The following is a 17,883-nucleotide window of genomic DNA, read 5'->3' as shown; positions in this document are numbered from 1 at the left end:
CCGACCGACCGGGGGGAGCCGTGACCGAAGTGGGCACTCAGTACGCCCGAGCCGAGGGCCGCGACACCGCCCTCGTGGTGGACCTCGACGCCTGGCCGCTCAGCCTGGATCCCTTCCATGTCGTGGACTTCAACCAGGCCACGGTCCTGGACGCCCTGGTCGACCCGCTCACCCGCGACCTCGCCCGCGGTCCCGGCACCGCGCCGTCCGCACTCGCCTCGCTCACCCCGCTCGACGGGGAACGGGTCTGGCTGCTGAGGCCGGCCCCCGGACAGCGCTGGGACGACGGCAGCCCGGTGCGGACCGAGGAGGTCGCCGCCGGGGTCCACCGGGCCTGGGGACCCACCGGTCTGCCGCTGCCCGCCGCCTACGACACCGACGGCACCGGCTCCCCGGTGACCACCCGGGTCGTGCCCGACCCGGCGGACGGCTCCCCGGTCGTCGAACTGCGCTCCCCGCTGCCGCTGCCCTATCTGCCGCAGCTCCTCGCCTTCCCCGGCGCCGCGCCCGTCCGGGAGACGCCCGACGGCGGCTGGACCGCGAGCGGCCCCTTCCGGCCGGTCCTGGCCGACCGCGCCCGGGGCCGGATCGAGCTGCGCCGCAAGCCGTCCCGCCGTACCGGGCCCGGAACCCCCGAACGGCTCGCCTTCCAGGTGTACGCCGACCGGGCCGACGCCCTCGCCGCCCTGGCCGACGGCCGGCTCGATCTCTCGGTCAACACCGGCCTGAATCCTGCTGAGTTCACTGCTGCAGCCGCCCGACCCGGCGCGACCGTGCGCGGACTGTCCATGGCCTGCCAGCTCTGGGTGCGTCCCGGCATCGACAGTCCGCTCGCCACCCCGGCCGGGCGCCGCGCCTTCTCCGCCGGGTTCGACCGGCAGTCGGCGAGCGCCCTCCTCCGGCGGGCGGCCCTCCCCCTCCCGCGCTACACGGAGCTGTGGGAACCGCGCGGGACGGACCCGGGCGGCGACGGCCGGCCCGCCGGGCCACCGCCCGCCGGTCGCCTCCCGCCACGGTGCCGACGTGCCGAACTGACCTTGAGTTACGCCGACTTCGCACCGAACGGGGACGCAGCGGCCCTCGTCGCGGCGGACGTCCACGAACGCTTCGGCCATCCCGTACGGCTGCGCCCACTCTCCTACGAACACTTCGCGCGGGCCGCCGCCACGCTCGACTACGAGCTGCTGTACGGCATCAATCCGGCCCCGCTGGCCCATGTGGCGGGCTTCCTCACCGGCTTCCACAGCACCTCCGGGCAGGCCCGCGCCTTCGGGTTCGCCGAGCCGGCCGTGGACGCGGCGCTGGACCGGGCGCTGCGTACGGCCGGGGGTCCGGAGGCGGCGCGGGCCTGGCGGGAGACAGAGGCGGTGGTGCTCGACCACGCGCCGGTGGTTCCGCTGTTCCAGGTCAACAGCGTCACCCTGACCGGAGCCGGGTGCCCCGCGCCCACCGTGGCCGCCACCGGCACCGCGCACCTGGACGACCTGCCCCGTACCGCCGTGCCCGACCGCGACCACTGAAGGGCCGTTCCGCATGACGCACAGCCCGACCACCACCGCACCCGGCGCGGACGCCTCCGCGACACCCGGCACACCCGGCACACCCGGCACACCCGGCACCGACGCCGCCGTCACACCCGACTCTTCCGTCACACCCGGCACCTCCGTCGCACCCGGCACCTCCGTCGCACCCGGCCAGGCCCCCTTCCGCCCGGTCGACCGCTCCCCCGCCGAGCTCGCCGCGCTCTCCGACCTGCTGCGCGCCGCCCCCGCCCGTCCCGTCCACCTCGACGGCTTCCTGCCGGACGAGCAGGCGTGGGCGCTCGGCGAGACGGTGCGGGCCCTGCCCACCTGGGAGGCCTCGGCCGTCCTGTGGAACCCTGACCGGCTCGCCACCCGGCCGGCGACCCCGGAGGAGTGGCGCGCCGCGGCCCCCGAGGAGCGGGCCGCCGTCCGTGAGGTGGCCCGGGGCATCCCGGCCCTGTTCGACGACGGCTCGCCCTACCCGGGCGAGCACCGCGCCCGGCTCTCCGACTTCTTCGTCTTCGCCGGTATGGGCACGGTCCTGCGCGAGGTGCTCGACCGGTGGACGGCCCCGGGCGGGCCGCTGACCACCAACGTCGAGTTCGCGCGCTACCGGTCCGGCGACACGCTCGGGGAGCACTCCGACGCCGAGTCGGACACCCTGTTCGTCCTCAACCTGTACCTGGACCCCGCCTATCGGGCGGGCGACGGCGGGGTCCTCGGCTTCCGCGACGAGGAAGGCCGCGAGCATCTGATGCCGCCCCGCTTCAACAGCGTGTCCGTGATGCCGATCCGACCCGGCTGTGTGCACTGGGTCACCCCCTGGCGCGCCGACCGCGTCGGGCGCCACACGATCAGCATCGCCGCCGTTCCCGCGACCCCCGGTGAGGTGAAGTGACATGACACCCGGCATCGAGACCGGCCCCGCCGTGCCCGAGGAAGCCGTAGCGGAGGCGGCCCTGCCTGTACGGACGGCACCCCTACCGACAGCCCCCGTACCCGCCCGGCCCGGCGCCCCCGGCCCGAGCGCCGGCGGCTCCGTGGTCCTGGCCTTCCCCCCGCTGGTCGAGTCCAGCTTCGGCCGCTACTTCCCGTCGAGCGCCGTCCTCGCGGGGTTCCTGCAGAGCCGCAAGGTCCGCACCCATCAGTGGGACCTCAACGAGGAGTTCGCCCTGCACCTGCTCGACCCCGGCCATCTGGCCGAGGCGGGCGCGGGCCGGCTCGTCGGCCTGGAAGGCTGCTACCCCGAGGAGATGAGCGCGGTCGCGGGCCGCTGGCTCGCCCGCCACCGCGACGCCCTCTTCGACGAGCTCGGCCGGCACGTCTTCGCCTCCGAGTCCGGCCCGGCGTTCCTGCTGTCCGCGCTGGCGCAGCCGTATCTGATCGACCCGGAGGCCGAGTGGCTGACCGATCCGGCGCTGCTGCGCTCGGACCGGACACTGGTCTTCCGCTCGTACTACGCCTCGCTCGACCTGGCCGCCCGGCTGCCCGAGGACGCCCGCCTCCTGGGCGTGTCCGTCCCCATGGGTCCGCAGCTGGTGCCCGCGCTGCTGCTCGCGGAGACCGTCAAGCGGATCCGCCCCGAGGTACGGATCGTGCTCGGTGGCCCGACGCTCTCCCTGATGAACGAGGACGACCTCTCCCGCCTCCTCGACGTCCACCGCCAGGTCGACGCGGTCGTCCGTTTCGACGGCGAGGCCCCGCTGCTCGCCCTGTACCGGCAGGCCGACAGCGGCGACTGGCGGCCGACCGAGGTCGCCGGCGTCTCCGCCCTCGCCGCCCGAACCGCCGAAACCGCCGGAACGGACGGATCCGGCAAGCCCGCCGGATCCGAGACAGCCGCCGAGACCGCCGCCGCGACCGCCGTCCACGCTCCGCCCGCGCCCGGGCTGCACCCCAACGCGCTGCCGCCCGCCGCGTACGACCCGGCGCTGATGGCCCGGCTCGTCGGCCACGAGATGGGCATCGTCCAGGCGCGCGGCTGCTACTGGGGCAAGTGCGACTACTGCGACTTCGTCGAGCTGTACGACGGCTCCCCGCCCTACCGGGGGCGTTCCGTGCAGAGCTTCATGGCCGAGCTCGAGCACCAGGTCAGCACGCACGCGGTGCGCCGCTTCGAGCTGATCACCGAGTCCATCCCGCCCGCGTTCGCCCGCCGATTCTCCCAGGCGGTCATCGACCGCGGCCTGGACATCACCTGGAACTCCTTCGCCATGGTGGACCGTCGCTTCGACGCCGAACTGCTCCAGCTGATGGTCCGGGCCGGCTGCGAGTACCTCGTCATCGGCATGGAGACCACCAACACCCGCGTCCTGAAGCTGGTCCACAAGTCCGCGGACCGCGAGGAGAACCTCCGCTTCATCCGCGAGGCCCACCAGGCCGGCATGAAACTGCGGATCAACCTGATCCCCGACCTGCCCTCGACCACTCTGGAGGAGGCCATGGAGTCGCTGCGGGACGTGGCCGAACTCGCCGACTGCGTCGAGTCCTTCACCGTCTTCCCGTTCGAGGCGACCCGCTCCTCCGAGGTCGGCCGCCGCCCCGAGCGCTTCGGCCTGGTCGTCGGGGACGAGGACTCCGGGCTCGCCAACCAGGCGCAGTACGCGCTCAACCACCTCGGCAACATCGACCCGGCCATGACCCGCGAGGAACGCACCGGCGTCCACCGCGCCTTCCAGGACTTCGCCATCGGCCACGGCTCCGCCCATATGCGCCGCACCGGCGACGAGTTCCTGGACCGGCTGCCCGGTGAGGACGAGACGTTCCGGCTGGGCATCGCGTCCCTGGACGTCCTGCCGCGCGGTGACGAGCTGGTCGTCACCCACGTCCTGCGCCGCGAGCGCACCGTCCTGCCCGCCGCCGTGGCCAGGGGGCTGGTCCCCTGGCTGGACGGGAGGCCCCTGACCCGCCGCGACCTGACGGACGTGTACGGAACGGCCGGCGGCACGGCGGTCCTGCGGCAGCTCGTCGAGGCCCGGATGCTCACCGCCGGGGCCGCCACCGGACACCCGGAGCCGGCCCTGACCTGAGCCCGCGCCGCCACCGGCCGCATCGGCGACCCGCCCGGACCGACCCGGACCGGGCGCGCCCCGCCCGGTCCGCACCGGACCTCCGCGACCCGCCCCGTCCACCCCCACCCCGTCCGTGAGGAGAACCATGTCCAGCACCACCACACGGCCGTCGTCGCCGGTTCCGCCGGCCCTCGCCGGCGCCGCTCCCTATGTCGCGCCGCAGTACCTGACCGCGTCCACGGTCGAGCTGCTGCGCGACTGGTACCACGGGGAGGCGGTCCACCCCCTGCACCTGCGGGACTTCCTGCGCCCGGAGTTCGCCACGGACCTCGCCGCCGCGATGCGCGCCATCCCGACCTGGTCGCGGCACGCCGCCAAGTACGAAGGCCGCCTGGGCAAGACCGAGTTCTGGGACGACGACGTCGACGAGCAGGACGAGGTCACCATCGCCCAGTTCGTCGTCAAGGACATCCACGCCCTACTCGATGAGGGCGCCATGGACCCGGCGTACCAGCGCACCCTTCAGGACTTCTTCGTCTTCTCGGTACTGTCCGACGCGCTGCGCGACTGGATCGGCTCCGGCACCGGGCTCGTCCTGCGCAAGCGCACCACCATGGAGCTGGCCGCGTACCGCCGTTCCGACGCCCTGGGCGCCCACCAGGACCTGGTGCCCGGCCGGGTCCTCGCGGTCAACTTCTACCTCGACGAGGAGTACACCCCCGAGTCCGGCGGACGGCTCGCCTTCCGCCACGGCGAGGACGAGGAGTTCTTCGTCGAACCCCTCTTCAACAGCGTCTCCCTGATGCCGATCCGCGAGGACTGCTGGCACCGGGTCGAGCCCTTCACCCGGGATACCGTCGGCCGCTACACGATCGCCATGGGGCAGCACCTGGAGGGGAGCTGAACACCGTACGCCTGCTGCCCGCCGTCGCCGTCCACGAGACCCCGGACGAGACGCTGCTGACCCTCGGCCCCCGGCTGCTCCGCATCGGCGGGGCCCGGCCGGGCCTGGGCGAGGCGCTGCGGCGGCTGCGCGAAGGGACCACACGGGAGGCGCTCGGCGCGGCCTGGCGCCCCGGTGCGGCCACCGCGCTCCTGGCGGAGCTCCGCGAGCTCGGCTGGGTCACGGGCGAACCCGCCGCGTACGGTACGGAGTTCGCGGGCGAGCCGTACGAACGGCAGGTCGACTACCTCGGCCTGTTCACCCCGGACACCGGCGCGGCCCAGCACCGGCTGCTCACCGCCCGGATCGGGGTGATCGGCCTCGGCGGCATCGGCGGCATCGTCGCCCAGCACCTGGCGGCGGCAGGTGTGGGGAGGTTCTGGCTCGTCGACGACGACCGGGTGGCCCTGCACAACCTCAACCGGCAGTTCACGTACACCCGTTCCGACCTGGGGCGGCCCAAGACCGAGGCCCTGGCCGGATATCTGGGCGCGATCCGGGCCGGTGCCGAGATCGTCGGCGTACGGAGGCGGATCGCCACGACCGGCGACCTCGCGGCGTCACTGCCCGAGGACCTGGACCTGGTGGTGGTGGCCGCCGACACCCCGCCCGGACTGCCCGCCGTGGTCGCGGACTGGGCGGTCGGCACCGGCACCCCGACGGCGATCGGCGCGGTCGGCGTCGGCGTCGGCCTGTGGGGTCCGGTGGTCGACCCGGCCCGGGGCGGCTGCTGGACGTGTTTCGAACAGGCCCGGCGCGCCGGACTCACCGACCACGACCGGGAGTTCGAGGACCGCGCCACCGAACCCGCCCCCTTCTCCTTCGGTCCCGCCAATACAGTGGTCGCCGCCATGCTCGCGCATGACATCGTCGAGTTCCTGTGCAGCGGAACGTGCCCCACCCTGGGTCGGCGGGCGGCCCTGGACTTCACGCGTCAGCAGATCACCCACAGCGAAGAGAGCACGTGCACGTGTCCGACGACCTCATGACCGATCAGCAGCAACTACCAGAGCAGCGGGCGGGCGACAAGCCGCCCCCCGGGGAGCAGGCCACCGGCGGACGGCCCGGTGAGAAGCCGAAGAAGGCTCCGTTCCGGGGCACCGGCTTCCTCCGTCTGTGGACCGGCGAGACCCTGTCCCTCGCCGGCACCGAGATCACCTTCATGGCGATCGGCATCACCGCCGCGACCACCCTCGCGGCCACCCCGTGGCAGATGGGCGTCCTGGAGGCCGCCGAGTCCGCCGCGGTGCTGCTGCTCGGCCTGTCGGCCGGCGTCTGGGCGGACCGGTACGAGCGGCGCGCCCTCATGATCGTGGCCAATGCGGCCCGGGGACTGCTGCTCTTCGCGATCCCCCTGCTCTTCTGGTTGGACGCGCTCACCATGCCCGTCCTGTACGGGGTCGTCTTCCTGGTCGGCGCCTTCACCCTGCTCTTCGACAGCGCGATGTCGGCCTATCTGCCCCGGCTGCTGCCGCGCGGGCAACTGGAGCGCGCCAACTCCTGGATGGAGGCCAGCACCTCTGTCGGCACCGTCGCCGGACCGGGGCTCGCCGGTCTGCTCATCCAGGTCGTGAGCGCGCCGGTCGCCCTGGTCGTGGACTGCTTCTCGTACGTGATCAGCTGCTTCACGCTGGCCGGTCTGCCCAAGGCCGCTCCGGCGCCCGCCGATCCTGCGGACGACGTCGAGCGCGAGGGCGACGGCGAGGGGACCGAGGCCGGGGCGGAGGCCGGAGAGCGGGAGCAGCGGGAGTCGCACCGCAAGGCCGTGCTCAAGGGGCTGCTCGTGCTGCGGGACGACCGCATCCAGCGCCCGATGATCCTGGCCGCCACCCACTTCAACATCTTCCACGCGATGTTCTTCGCGGTGCACACCCTCTTCGTGCTCCGCGTCCTCGGCTTCAGTCCGGGTCTGCTCGGCGCCACCAGCATGGCGGGCGGCGTCGCCGGTCTGCTCGGCGCGTCCTCGACCCCGTTCCTCACCCGGCTGTTCGGCCAGGGCCGGGCCCTCGTCCTCGCGTACGCCGCCCCCGGCGTCTCGGCGGTCCTCGTCCCGCTCGCCGTGCAGTGGGACAACCGCGCGCTGTCCGTCTTCCTGGTGTCGGCCTCCACCTTCACCTGGACCTTCGCGGTCGTGGTCAACCTGGTCATCAGCGAGACGGTGAAGCAGAGTCTCGTCCCCGACCACCTGCTCGGCCGGGTCACCGCCACCACTCGCTTCGTCAGCTGGGGGTGCCAGCCGGTGGGCGCGCTGCTCGGCGGCTGGCTCGGCGGGCGCTTCGGTCTTGCCGAGGTCATGTACGTGTCGGCGGCCGGTCTCCTCACCTCGGCGCTCTGGCCCCTGCTCAGCCCGGTCCGGGCGCTCCGGGGCACCGAGGGCGACGCGCTCCCGGACACCGGGAACGGGGACGGGGACAGCGACGAGGGCGGCTCGCCGCTCGGGGCGGCTGCCGCCGAAGACGCCGCCCGTCCGAAGACCGCGCCCCCCACCGAGCCGTAGGAGCACCGTGCCCGTCCTCAGCCCCATCCGCCACACCCTCCCCAACGGTCTGAGGGTGGTCGTCTCCCGGGACCCGACCGTGCCGGTGGCCGCGATCTGCCTCTGGTACGAGGTGGGGTCCTGTGACGAGCCGCGCGGGCGGACCGGTCTCGCGCACCTCTTCGAGCACCTGATGTTCCAGGGCTCGACGCAGGTGCCCGCCGGCGAGCACACCGCGGCCGTCGAGGACGCCGGCGGGCACACCAACGCCGCCACCGGCTTCGAGCGCACCGTCTTCCACAGCCTCGTCCCGGTCGGCCAGCTGGAACTGGTGCTGTGGCTGGAGGCCGACCGCATGGGCGGCCTGCCCGACGCGCTGACCTCGGAGAGCCTGGCCACCCAGCGGGACGTGGTCCTGAACGAGCGTCGCGAGCGGTACGACAACGTCCCCTACGGGACCGGCTGGGAGCAGCTGGTCGCCATGTCCTTCCCCGCCGGGCACCCCTTCCGGGCCACGCCGGCCGGCAGCCCCGAGGATCTGCGGGCGGTGACCCTCGACGACTGCCGCGCCTTCTTCGGCCGCCACTACACCCCGGACCGGGCGATCCTCTCCGTCGTCGGCGATGTCTCCCCCGAGGCGGTCGTCGGCCTGGCCGAGCGCCACTTCGGGCACATCCCGCCGTCCGGTACGGGCCCCGGCGCCGTCGGCCACCTGACGCGCACCGTCGCGCCGGGCGCGCCCGCGGACCCGGCCGAGGCGCGGCGGCACGTGGTGGAGCGGGTGCCGGGACCCGCCTTCATGGCCGCGTACCAGCTCCCCGCGTACGGCGAACCCGGTTGCGCGGCCGTCGACCTGGCCCTGACCCTCCTCGGCGGCATGAGCAGCCGGGGCCTCCACGACCGGCTGGTGCGGCGCGACCAGCTCGCCCACACGGCGCGCGCGTCGCTGATGCCGCTGCGGCGGGCCCCGTCCCTCGGCCAGCTCAATGTGCGGGCCCCGGCCGGGACCGCGCTCGCGGACGTGGAGCGCGCGGTGGACGGGGAGATCGAGCGGCTCGCCGACGGCGGGGTCACCGACGACGCCCTGGAGGGGGCGCGGGCCCAGATCCGCCGGGACTGGCACGACCGGCTGGCCCACCCGGCCGGCCGCGCCGACGAACTCTGCGCCCAGGAGGCGTACTTCGGCGACGCCACCCGTTGCGACCGGCACCTGGCGGGCGTCCTCGACATCGGTGCGGCGGAGGTCGGCGCGGCGGCTGCGGGGCTGCTCTCCCCTGCGCGACGCGCGGTCCTGACGTACGAGCCGGAACGGAAGACGGGGCTTTAGGGGAACTACCACTCGGGGTACAGCCCGTAGGGGTACAGCCCGTAGGGGTACAGCCCGTAGGGGTACGGCCCGAAGCGGGCCCCTAGGGGGACAGCCCGTCGGGCCCTCTCCGAAAGGCCCCGCCCGTATCCGAAGCCGTCTCCGATCCCCCGCCGCCCGCCGGTCCTTCGCGAAGGGTCCCCGTATGACTGTGCCCGTCTCCGCCTCCCCGACCCACCCGGCCGCCACCGGCCACCGGGCCGCCGTCGCCCGGCCGCAGCGGCCCCTGCCGGTGCCGGTCGAGCCCTGGCTGTTCCCCGCGCTGCGCGAGGAGCTGCTCTCCAACGGCGTGACCCTGCTGACCTGTGACCGTCCCGGCCAGGAGGTGCTGAGCGTCGAGATCGTCGTGGCCGTGCCGCTCGCCCTCGAACCCCGTGACCTGGAGGGCGTCCTCGGCATCACCACCAGCGCCCTCGTCGAGGGCGTACCGGGGCTGAGTTCGCTCGACTTCATCCAGGAGCTGGAGAACTGCGGCGCGACCCTCGGGGTCGGCGCCGAGCACGCGGGCCTGCGGATCACCCTGGACGTTCCCGTCCCCCACCTCGTCCGCGCCCTGTCCCTGCTGGTCCGCGCCATGCGCGAACCGCTGCTCCCTGCCGCCTCGGTGGACCGGCTGGTCCGCTCGCGCGTCCACGCCCTGGTCCGTCACCGGACGGACCCGGAGCGCCGGGCCGCGCTGGAGCTGCACGGCGCCGTCTTCGACGCCTCGGACCGGCGCAGCCGTCCCGCGCGCGGCACGGAGGAGACGGTCCGCCGGATCGACCGGGACGCGGTCGTCGCCTGCCACCGCCGGTTCCTGCGCCCCGCCGTCACCACCGTGGTGGTCGCCGGCCACCTCTCCGGGAACGGGACCGAGGCGGCACTGCGCCGGGTCCTGTCCACGTGGGAGGGCGAGCCCGGGACACTTCCGGCGCCGCCCGCCCCGCCCGTCAGGGACGACCCGGCGGTGATCGTGGTCGACCGGCCCGGGGCCGTGCAGACCCGGCTGGTCCTCGGCCGCGCGGCGACCGCGCGCACGGCGCCCGGCTGGGACGCGCTGCTGATCGGGAACCACAGTCTCGGCGGCTCGGTCAACGCCCGCCTCGACCGCGAACTGCGGGAGGCCAAGGGGTACACGTACGGCTTCCACAGCCGGCTGCTCGCGGTCGTGCGGCATTCGCTCGCGGTGGTGACCGGTGCGGTGGAGACCTCGGTGACGGGTGAGGCGCTCGGCGACATCCGGCGCATCCTGCGAGAGGTGGCGGAGCACGGGATCAGCGCGCGGGAGCGCTCGGCGGCGGTCGCGCAGATCGTCGACGCCGCGCCACTGCGCTATCTCACGGCCTCCGCCGTCGCGGACGAGATCGCCGTGCTGGTACTCGACGGGCGCGCGCCCGCCTCGCTGCCGGGCGCGTTCCAGCGGGCCGCGGCCGTCACCACGGAGGAGGCCTCGGCGGCCCTGCGGGAGGCGTTCGCGCCGGACCGGCTGGTGACGGTCGCGGTCGGCGACGCCTCGCGGATCGGCGAGGCCGTCCGGGAGGCGGCGGGGTCGGCGCCCCGTACGGTCTGAGCACCGTCCGGGAGACCCCGGACGGACGGGCGGCCGGTGCACACCGTGGCGGGAATCGGTTCGCCCGTTCCGGCGGGGTCGTGCACGACCCTTGGCCCGAGGCGGGCGCTGCCGGAGACTGAGGCGATGACGCAGCGCGTGGACCTCGCGACCGTGATGGACCGGCTCGCTCTCGACGATCTCATCACCGGCTACGCGACCGCCGTCGACGACGGCGACTGGACCGCCTACCGGGCTCTGTTCACCCCCGAAGGCCGGGCCGACTACCGGGGCTCGGGCGGGATCGAGGGGTCCGCCGCCGAAGTCGCGGAGTGGCTGGCCTCGACGATGCCCCTCTTTCCCGTCCGCCAGCACCTCATCGTGAACCGCCGGGTCCTGTTCCGGGAGCCGGGCGGCTATCCGCTGACCGGCGACCTGGCCGACATCGGCGCCGACTACGTCAACCCGATGCGCTTCGCGTCCGGCGAGGACTTCGTCTGCGGCGGTCGCTACGTCTTCGCCGCGCGCCGCACCGCCGACGGCTGGCGGCTCCGCTCGGTCGTCGTCGACGAACGGTGGCGCCGCTCCTGAGCCGACCGCCTCGGATCCGGCGGGCCAAGGTCCCCAGGGACCTGGCCGGCCCAGGCCCCCGATGACCCGGCCGGCTCAGGACGCCTGGGTCAGCGCCTCACTGACCACGCGCTCGCACAGCTCGTGGGTGAGCAGGGCGTCGCGCGCGCTGAGGACCCGCCCCTCGCGTACGGCGTCGAGGAAGGCCAGTACGGCCTGCTCGATGCCGCGCTGACGGGCCACCGGCACCCAGTCGCCGCGCCGCCGCAGGGTCGGCTGGCCCTTGTGGTCGACGACGTCGGAGAGGTTGAGGACCTGGCGCTTGGTGTCCTGCCCCGAGACCTCCAGGATCTCCTCGGTGGAGCCGTTCATCCGGTTCATCATGCCGATGGCGGTGAACCCGTCGCCGGAGAGCTGGAGCACGACGTGGTGCATGAGCCCCTCGCGGATCCTGGCCCGCACGTCGACGTGCTCGACCTCGCCGGGGAGGAGGAACCGGAGGGTGTCGACGACGTGGATGAAGTCGTCGAGCACGAGCGTGCGCGGGTCCTCGGGCAGGCCGACCCGGTTCTTCTGAAGGAGGATCAGCTCGCGCGGGTGCTCGACGCACTGGGCGTACGAGGGGGCCAGGCGCCGGTTGAAGCCGAGGGCGAGGCCCACCGCACGCTTCTCCGCCAGCTCCACGATCCGCTCCGAGTCGGCGTACTCGTACGCGAGGGGCTTGTCGACGTACGTGGGGACGCCCGCTTCGATGAGTCGCTCGGCGATCTCCGCGTGGACGGCGGTCGGCGCGTGGACGAACGCGGCGTCGAGTCCGGCGGCGAGCAGCGAGTCGAGGTCGCGGTGGCGCTGCGCGGCGGGCAGGTGGAGGGTGTCGGCGACCCGGTCGAGGGTCGCGGCGGTACGGGTCTGGAGGTGGAGTTCGACCCCGGGGAGCGTGGCGAGGACGGGGAGGTAGGCCTTCTGCGCGATGTCGCCGAGTCCGATGCAGCCAACCTTCACGGGGTCTCCCTTGTCGTGTCCACAGGCCCCGCTCGTGTGGGCCGTTCGCGCTGGTCAGCTTACGCGGGCCGGTCCGGGGCGATCGGCGGGCGCCGGTCCGCGATGCCGTCGAAGCCCCGCAGGACGAGCCCGGGGCCGAAGCGGGAGACGGCGGCGGGGTCGACGGCGCCGGAGCCGCACGCGCTCTCCCTCGTCGCATGGTGCGAGGGGCTGATGTTCTCCTGCGCGGCCGGCTCCTTCCACTCGGCCGTGCCGAACCGCGCGGAACTGCGCACCCGCTTCGACGAATTGCTCCGGGGCATGCTCGGGGGCGGGTCGTCCGCGCGGCCGTGAAAGCGGTGGCGCCGCCGGTGATCCTGGGGCACGATGCCGCCCATGACCACCGAAGGCACCGAATCCGTCCCCCGCGTCGACCCGTCCACCACCTCGGGTGAGCGCGAGGCACTGGAGCAGTGGCTCGACTTCCATCGCGCGACCCTCGCGACGAAGTGCGAGGGGCTCGACGACGCCCAGCTGCGCACCCCCTCCGCCCCGCCCTCCGACCTGAATCTGCTGGGCCTGGTCCGGCACATGGCCGAGGTCGAGCGCGGCTGGTTCCGCAACGTCCTGGCCGGCGAGAAGGCCGAGTGGATCTACTCGACGGAGGAGGACCGCGACCGGGACATCCATGCCACGGAGGAGGACACCTACGAGGAGGCCTTCGCCACCTGGCAGGCGGAGATCGTCCATGCGCGCGCCCTGGCCGCCCCGCACGGTCTCGACCACCTCGGCGTGGGCGTGCACCGCAGCGGGGAGAGCTTCAACCTGCGCTGGATCTACCTCCACATGATCGAGGAGTACGCCCGCCACAACGGCCACGCGGACCTTCTCCGGGAGCGCATCGACGGCGCGACCGGCGACTGACCGGTCAAGGCCGGTCCCGCGAGGTCTCACCCGTGCGGGGCATTCCCCGCCGGTAGGGGCGCGAAGATCGTCGTGGGGCCACCAGAGTGACGCGGGTGCATGGAACCCGAACCACAGCGAAGATCCTGGTCGGGGCGGCCTTCGCCGCCCTCGCGGGCTGCGTCTCGGTGGACGTCCCGCCGACGGCCCCCGTCACCGCGCCCGCCGCGCAGACCGTACGCCCCGCCCAGGACGTGGCGCCGCAGATCGTCGAGGGCCCGGCCCGCGAGGCCCTCGAAGCGGCGCTCCCCGCTCCCCCGCCGTCCGCCGCTCCCCGTGCGTCGCCCACCGCCGGGCCGCGCCGGCGGGCGGCCCCGCCGAGGAGCGAGGCGCCGCGCCCGGAGGCCGTACCCCGGCAGCGGGAGCGTCCGCGCCCGGCGACCCTGCCGCCGCTGCCCGATCTGCCGAGCCTGAGCGACCTGCGCAGGAAGCCACCGGTCTCCCGGGCGGACGTCTGCGATCTGGGCGAGCGGTACGGGGGCTGGGCCCCCGGCAGCGACCCGTCCCGCATCTGCCACGGCACGTACGGCCACTGACCACCCGGCCCGGTCGAACCTAGCCGGAACAGACCGGCCCAGCCCATCCCAGTCGTACCGAGACGCGACTGACCAGCCCATCCGATCCCGGAAAGTCCGCCCGCACGAACCCGCCCGGCCGGACGAGCCCAGGGCCGGCCCCCGCCCGAAGCCGGATCCGGTCCGGCCCTCACTCCCCCCTGAGCCGCAGCTCCAGTCGCTCGATCGCCGCCCTGACCCCGTTGCCGTAGCCGTCGTCGTCCAGGTGGTCCGAGGCCGTGCGGGCCCGCGCGAGGTGGGTCCGTGCGGCGTCGGGCCGCTGGAGCTTCAGGTAGTCGGCCGCGAGGTTGAGGTGGAGCGAGGGGTACAGCGCGCGGAGCGCCGCCGTCGAGTCATGGGCGGCGAGCCGCTCCTCCGCCAGCCCCTCGGCGGCGCTCAGGGCCCGCAGGTCCCAGGCCAGCTCGGTGTCGGGGTCGTCCTGCGCGTCCGCCATGTAGTGGGCGAGGGTGCAGCGGTGGAGGGGGTCCCCGTCCGGGCCGATCTGCTGCCACAGCAGTCCGAAGCGGTTGCGGGCCTCCTCACGGTCGCCGCCGTGGAGCAGCATCATGGCCTGCCCGATCCTGGTCATGACCCCGTCGTCCGACACCTGCTGCTGCTCGGTCACCGCGACCTCCACCGCCTCACCCACTGGGAGTGCCGACGCTAGCCGCACCCGCCCCCGATCGGGCCGAGGCTCAGCCGAGGTCCGGGACGCGCCAGTCGATCGGCTCGTGTCCCTGAGCCGCGACGGCCGCGTCGATCTGGGTGAACGGCTGCGATCCGAAGAACTTCTTCGCGGAGAGCGGCGAGGGGTGGGCGCCCTTCACGACCACGTGCCGTTCCTCGTCGATGAGCGGCAGCTTCTTCTGGGCGTAGTTGCCCCAGAGGACGAAGACGGCCGGGTCGGGCCGCGAGGCGACGGCGGTGATCACCGCGTCGGTGAACTTCTCCCAGCCCTTGCCCTTGTGCGAGTTCGCCTCGCCGGAGCGGACCGTCAGCACGGCGTTGAGCAGGAGGACGCCCTGCTCGGCCCAGGGCATCAGATAGCCGTTGTCCGGGATCGGGTGGCCGAGCTCGGCCTGCATCTCCTTGTAGATGTTCCGCAGGGAGGGCGGGGTCTTGACCCCGGGCCGGACGGAGAAGCAGAGGCCGTGCCCCTGCCCCTCTCCGTGGTACGGGTCCTGACCGAGGATCAGGACCTTGACCTTGTCGTACGGGGTGGCGTCGAGGGCGGCGAAGACCTCGTCCTTCGGGGGGAAGACCGGTCCCTTGGCGCGCTCCTCCTCGACGAACTCGGTGAGCTGCGCGAAGTAGGGCTTGCGCAGTTCCTCGCCGAGAACGCCCCGCCAGGACTCGGGCAGCATGCTGGTGTCGGTCACGGTCAACAACCTCCGGTGGACGTTCCTGTCTACGTCCCAGAACCTACCGGGGGCCACTGACAGTGGCCCCCGCAGGCCGTCTACCAGCTGGCCCGGCGCTCCAGCTCCCAGAGCTGCATGACCGTCTGCGGGTCGAGCGCGCGCTCGCCGCCGCCGATGTCCTCACGGGCCGCGAGGTACAGCTTGCCCTGCCACAGCGGCAGCAGCCGGACGTCCTGGACCATGATCTCCTGGGCCTCCACGAACTCGTTCGTGACGGTCCCCCGGTCGCTCTCGCGACGGGACTTCGGGATCAGCACGTCGGTGATCCTGGGGCTCACGTACGGGGTGCCGAGGACGTTCTCCTTGCCCATGAAGGGCGCGACGAAGTTGTCCGGGTCCGGGAAGTCGGGGAACCAGCCGCGGCCGAAGACCGGGTACTCGCCCTTCTGGAAGCCCGCCGTGAACTCCTTCCAGGGCTTTCCGTGGAGGGTGATCTTGAAGAGGCCGGACTCCTCGAGCTGCCGCTTGAGCTCGGCGAACTCGGCGGCCGTGGAGGAGCCGTACCGGTCCGTCGTGTACCAGAAGGTCAGCTCGACGGGATCGGTGATGTCGGCGTCGCGGAGGATCTCCTTGGCCTTGGCGGCGTCGGGCGAACCGAAGCGGTCGAAGAACTTGGTGGTGTGGGCGGCGATGCCCTTGGGCACCATCGAGTACAGGGGCTCGGCGGTGCCCTGGTAGACCCTGTTGACCAGTTCGTCGCGGTCGACGAGCTGGGCGATGGCCTTGCGGACGGCGAGCTTGGCGACCGAGGGGTCCTGGGTGTTGAAGACCAGGTAGCGGATGTCCGCGCCCGTCGACTCGACGAGCTGGAGGCCCTTGTTCTCGGGCTTGTCGTCCTGGAGCGCGACGACCTCCTCGGCGGTGAGGCCGCGGTAGGTGGCGTCGATCTCGTTCTTCCTGAGCGCGGCGACCATCGCGTCCGACTGGTCGTAGTACCGAATGGTCACGCCGCCGTTCTTGCGTTCGGCGAAGCCCTTGTACATCGCGTTCTTCGTCAGCTCCGCCGTCTTGCGCTCCGAGTAGGAGTCGAGGACGTACGGTCCCGAGCCGGTGATCTTGCCGTCCTTGCGGAGGGCGTTGGCCGGGTAGTCGGCCGGGTCCACGAGGGACATCGCCGGGGTGGCCAGGATGAACGGGAAGGTGGCGTCCGACTTGTTGAGCCGGAAGACGACGGTGCGGTCGCCGACGGTCTCGATCTTGTCGAGGGAGCCGAGCATCCCGTTGGGGCCGCCCTTGAAGTTGATCGTGCGGATGCGCTCGATCGAGTACTGCACGGCCTTGGCGTCCAGCTTGTGCCCGTTGGAGAACACGAGGCCCTCCAGGAGCTTGCATTCGAAGACCCGGCTGGAGGTGTCGGTGAACTTGCAGTCGGCGGCGTCCGACTGTGGAGTCGTACTTCCCGTCGGGAAACTCACCAGGGTCTGGAAGACATTCCGGAAGAGCTCCCAGGAATTGTCCCAGGCGGCGGCCGGGTCAAGCGTGGTGGGAGAACTCGTCGTACCGATGACGATTCTCTGATCCCCGGCGGAATCACTGTCCGAGAAGACACTGCATCCGGTTACCAGGGATATGGACACAAGGGCTGCAGCGGCCTGCAGACTGGTCCGGTTGAACACGTGCACGCTCCTCGTTCGGCCGGGGGTCGGCCGACGATACCGCAGCACCCCGTCAGGTCAATCGTCGAGCCCGACGGGGCACTTGAGTCATTCGACGTATAACCGGGCCCAATCCGGACACTGTTTCCGGAGAGTGTCCGGATATCGGTCACCCGACTCCGGCGTTCAGGAAAATCCCGCCGTCGACGACGAGCGTCTGGCCGGTGATCCACTCCGACTGCGAGGAGGTCAGGAACGCCGCCGCGCCACCGATGTCCTCGGGCTCGCCGAGCCGGCCGAGCGGATAGGAGGCAGCCGCCTCCGCTTCCCGGCCCTCGTAGAGCGCCTGCGCGAATTTCGTCTTGACGACGGCCGGTGCGATGGCGTTGACCCGCACGAGCGGCGCGAATTCATGCGCCAGCTGAAGGGTCAGATTGACCATCGCGGCCTTGCTCATTCCGTACGCGCCGATGAAGGGCGAGGCGGAGACGCCGGCGATCGAGGCGATGTTCACGATCGCTCCGCCGTGTTCCTTCTGCCAGGCGTGCCAGCTGCGCTGGGCGAAACCGAGCGCCGAGACCACGTTCGTCTCGAAGACCTTCCGGGCCACCCCGAGGTCCAGGTCCGCGATGGGGCCGAAGACCGGATTCGTCCCGGCGTTGTTGACCAGGAAGTCGAGACGACCGAAGCCGTCCATCGCCGCCTCGACGGCGGCTGCCTGGTGGACCTCGTCGTGGGCCTTGCCGGGGACGGCGATCGCCCGGTCGGCCCCGAGGCGCTCGACGGCCTCCTTGAGGGCCTCCTCGCCGCGCCCGGTGATGACGACCCGGTCGCCGCGCGCGACGAGCGCCTCGGCGATCCCGTAGCCGATGCCCCGGCTCGCGCCGGTGACGAGGGCGACCTTGCCGGACGGCTCCGGCCGTGCCTGTGCGGTCATGTCTGCCGTGCTCCT

Annotated in this window: 17 protein-coding genes and 1 pseudogene; 12 read left to right on the top strand and 6 right to left on the bottom strand. The window is 72.9% G+C overall.

Going from position 1 to position 17,883, the window contains the following annotated elements; translation table 11 throughout:
* Positions 1–29 precede the first annotated feature (29 nt).
* From ABT154_RS29385 to ABT154_RS29370, 4 genes are all read left to right on the top strand, one after another.
* Entirely contained in the window at positions 30–1,520 is a 1,491-nt protein-coding gene (locus ABT154_RS29385; protein WP_351860738.1) for an ABC transporter substrate-binding protein, read from the top strand.
* Between the two features lie 13 nt (positions 1,521–1,533).
* Positions 1,534–2,421 (top strand): 2OG-Fe(II) oxygenase, encoded by an 888-nt coding sequence (locus ABT154_RS29380; RefSeq protein ID WP_351860736.1) that lies wholly within the window; start codon positions 1,534–1,536, stop codon positions 2,419–2,421.
* A 1-nt stretch (position 2,422) separates the two neighbouring features.
* The gene (locus ABT154_RS29375) at positions 2,423–4,552 is read left to right on the top strand and encodes a radical SAM protein (RefSeq protein WP_351860734.1); all 2,130 of its coding nucleotides are present in this window, start codon (positions 2,423–2,425) and stop codon (positions 4,550–4,552) included.
* A gap of 127 nt (positions 4,553–4,679) precedes the next feature.
* The gene (locus tag ABT154_RS29370; RefSeq protein ID WP_351860733.1) at positions 4,680–5,438 is read left to right on the top strand and encodes a 2OG-Fe(II) oxygenase; all 759 of its coding nucleotides are present in this window, start codon (positions 4,680–4,682) and stop codon (positions 5,436–5,438) included.
* Here ABT154_RS29370 and ABT154_RS29365 read toward each other — a convergent pair.
* Positions 5,399–5,830: a hypothetical protein gene (locus tag ABT154_RS29365; RefSeq protein WP_351860731.1), complete on the bottom strand. Its 432-nt coding sequence runs from the start codon at positions 5,828–5,830 to the stop codon at positions 5,399–5,401. The two genes, ABT154_RS29370 and ABT154_RS29365, sit on opposite strands and share 40 nt — an antisense overlap.
* Here ABT154_RS29365 and ABT154_RS29360 point away from each other — a divergent pair.
* From ABT154_RS29360 to ABT154_RS29340, 5 genes are all read left to right on the top strand, one after another.
* Positions 5,732–6,466 (top strand): HesA/MoeB/ThiF family protein, encoded by a 735-nt coding sequence (locus ABT154_RS29360; RefSeq protein WP_351860826.1) that lies wholly within the window; start codon positions 5,732–5,734, stop codon positions 6,464–6,466. The two genes, ABT154_RS29365 and ABT154_RS29360, sit on opposite strands and share 99 nt — an antisense overlap.
* Entirely contained in the window at positions 6,448–7,974 is a 1,527-nt protein-coding gene (locus ABT154_RS29355; protein WP_351860729.1) for an MFS transporter, read from the top strand. Before ABT154_RS29360 ends, ABT154_RS29355 begins: the two co-directional genes overlap by 19 nt.
* 7 nt (positions 7,975–7,981) lie before the next feature.
* A complete protein-coding gene (locus ABT154_RS29350; RefSeq protein WP_351860727.1) occupies positions 7,982–9,280 on the top strand; it encodes a M16 family metallopeptidase in 1,299 nt (432 codons plus the stop codon).
* A gap of 184 nt (positions 9,281–9,464) precedes the next feature.
* The gene (locus tag ABT154_RS29345) at positions 9,465–10,868 is read left to right on the top strand and encodes a M16 family metallopeptidase (protein ID WP_351860725.1); all 1,404 of its coding nucleotides are present in this window, start codon (positions 9,465–9,467) and stop codon (positions 10,866–10,868) included.
* Positions 10,869–10,994: 126 nt separating this feature from the next.
* Positions 10,995–11,438 carry a nuclear transport factor 2 family protein gene (locus ABT154_RS29340; RefSeq protein ID WP_351860723.1) on the top strand — a complete coding sequence of 148 codons (444 nt, stop codon included), beginning with the start codon at positions 10,995–10,997 and terminating at the stop codon, positions 11,436–11,438.
* A gap of 75 nt (positions 11,439–11,513) precedes the next feature.
* Here ABT154_RS29340 and ABT154_RS29335 read toward each other — a convergent pair whose 3' ends face one another.
* Positions 11,514–12,419: a Gfo/Idh/MocA family protein gene (locus ABT154_RS29335; protein ID WP_351860721.1), complete on the bottom strand. Its 906-nt coding sequence runs from the start codon at positions 12,417–12,419 to the stop codon at positions 11,514–11,516.
* A 150-nt stretch (positions 12,420–12,569) separates the two neighbouring features.
* Between ABT154_RS29335 and ABT154_RS29330 the strand changes: the two are divergent.
* From ABT154_RS29330 to ABT154_RS29320, 3 genes and pseudogenes are all read left to right on the top strand, one after another.
* Positions 12,570–12,752: pseudogene (locus ABT154_RS29330) on the top strand (TetR/AcrR family transcriptional regulator); the annotation flags it as partial.
* Between the two features lie 42 nt (positions 12,753–12,794).
* Positions 12,795–13,322: a DinB family protein gene (locus ABT154_RS29325; protein ID WP_351860719.1), complete on the top strand. Its 528-nt coding sequence runs from the start codon at positions 12,795–12,797 to the stop codon at positions 13,320–13,322.
* A gap of 95 nt (positions 13,323–13,417) precedes the next feature.
* The gene (locus ABT154_RS29320; protein WP_351860717.1) at positions 13,418–13,897 is read left to right on the top strand and encodes a hypothetical protein; all 480 of its coding nucleotides are present in this window, start codon (positions 13,418–13,420) and stop codon (positions 13,895–13,897) included.
* A 169-nt stretch (positions 13,898–14,066) separates the two neighbouring features.
* Here ABT154_RS29320 and ABT154_RS29315 read toward each other — a convergent pair whose 3' ends face one another.
* The 4 genes from ABT154_RS29315 to ABT154_RS29300 all read right to left on the bottom strand — a co-directional run bounded on the left by ABT154_RS29315 (position 14,067) and on the right by ABT154_RS29300 (position 17,868).
* On the bottom strand, positions 14,067–14,540 hold the full coding sequence (locus ABT154_RS29315; RefSeq protein ID WP_351860715.1) for a hypothetical protein: 474 nt from the start codon (positions 14,538–14,540) through the stop codon (positions 14,067–14,069).
* A 70-nt stretch (positions 14,541–14,610) separates the two neighbouring features.
* Positions 14,611–15,294, bottom strand: a complete 684-nt coding sequence (ung, locus tag ABT154_RS29310) for a uracil-DNA glycosylase (RefSeq protein WP_317875942.1) — start codon at positions 15,292–15,294, stop codon at positions 14,611–14,613.
* A gap of 80 nt (positions 15,295–15,374) precedes the next feature.
* Positions 15,375–16,952, bottom strand: coding sequence for an ABC transporter substrate-binding protein (locus ABT154_RS29305; RefSeq protein WP_351860713.1), 1,578 nt, complete (start codon positions 16,950–16,952; stop codon positions 15,375–15,377).
* A gap of 148 nt (positions 16,953–17,100) precedes the next feature.
* Positions 17,101–17,868: an SDR family oxidoreductase gene (locus ABT154_RS29300; RefSeq protein ID WP_351860711.1), complete on the bottom strand. Its 768-nt coding sequence runs from the start codon at positions 17,866–17,868 to the stop codon at positions 17,101–17,103.
* Positions 17,869–17,883 lie beyond the last annotated feature (15 nt).

The sequence above is a fragment of the Streptomyces sp. NPDC001728 genome (genome assembly GCF_040297565.1).
Classification (GTDB): Bacteria; Actinomycetota; Actinomycetes; order Streptomycetales; family Streptomycetaceae; genus Streptomyces.
Note: the sequence above shows the minus strand (reverse complement) of the source record. Positions and strands in the feature narration are given on the sequence as shown.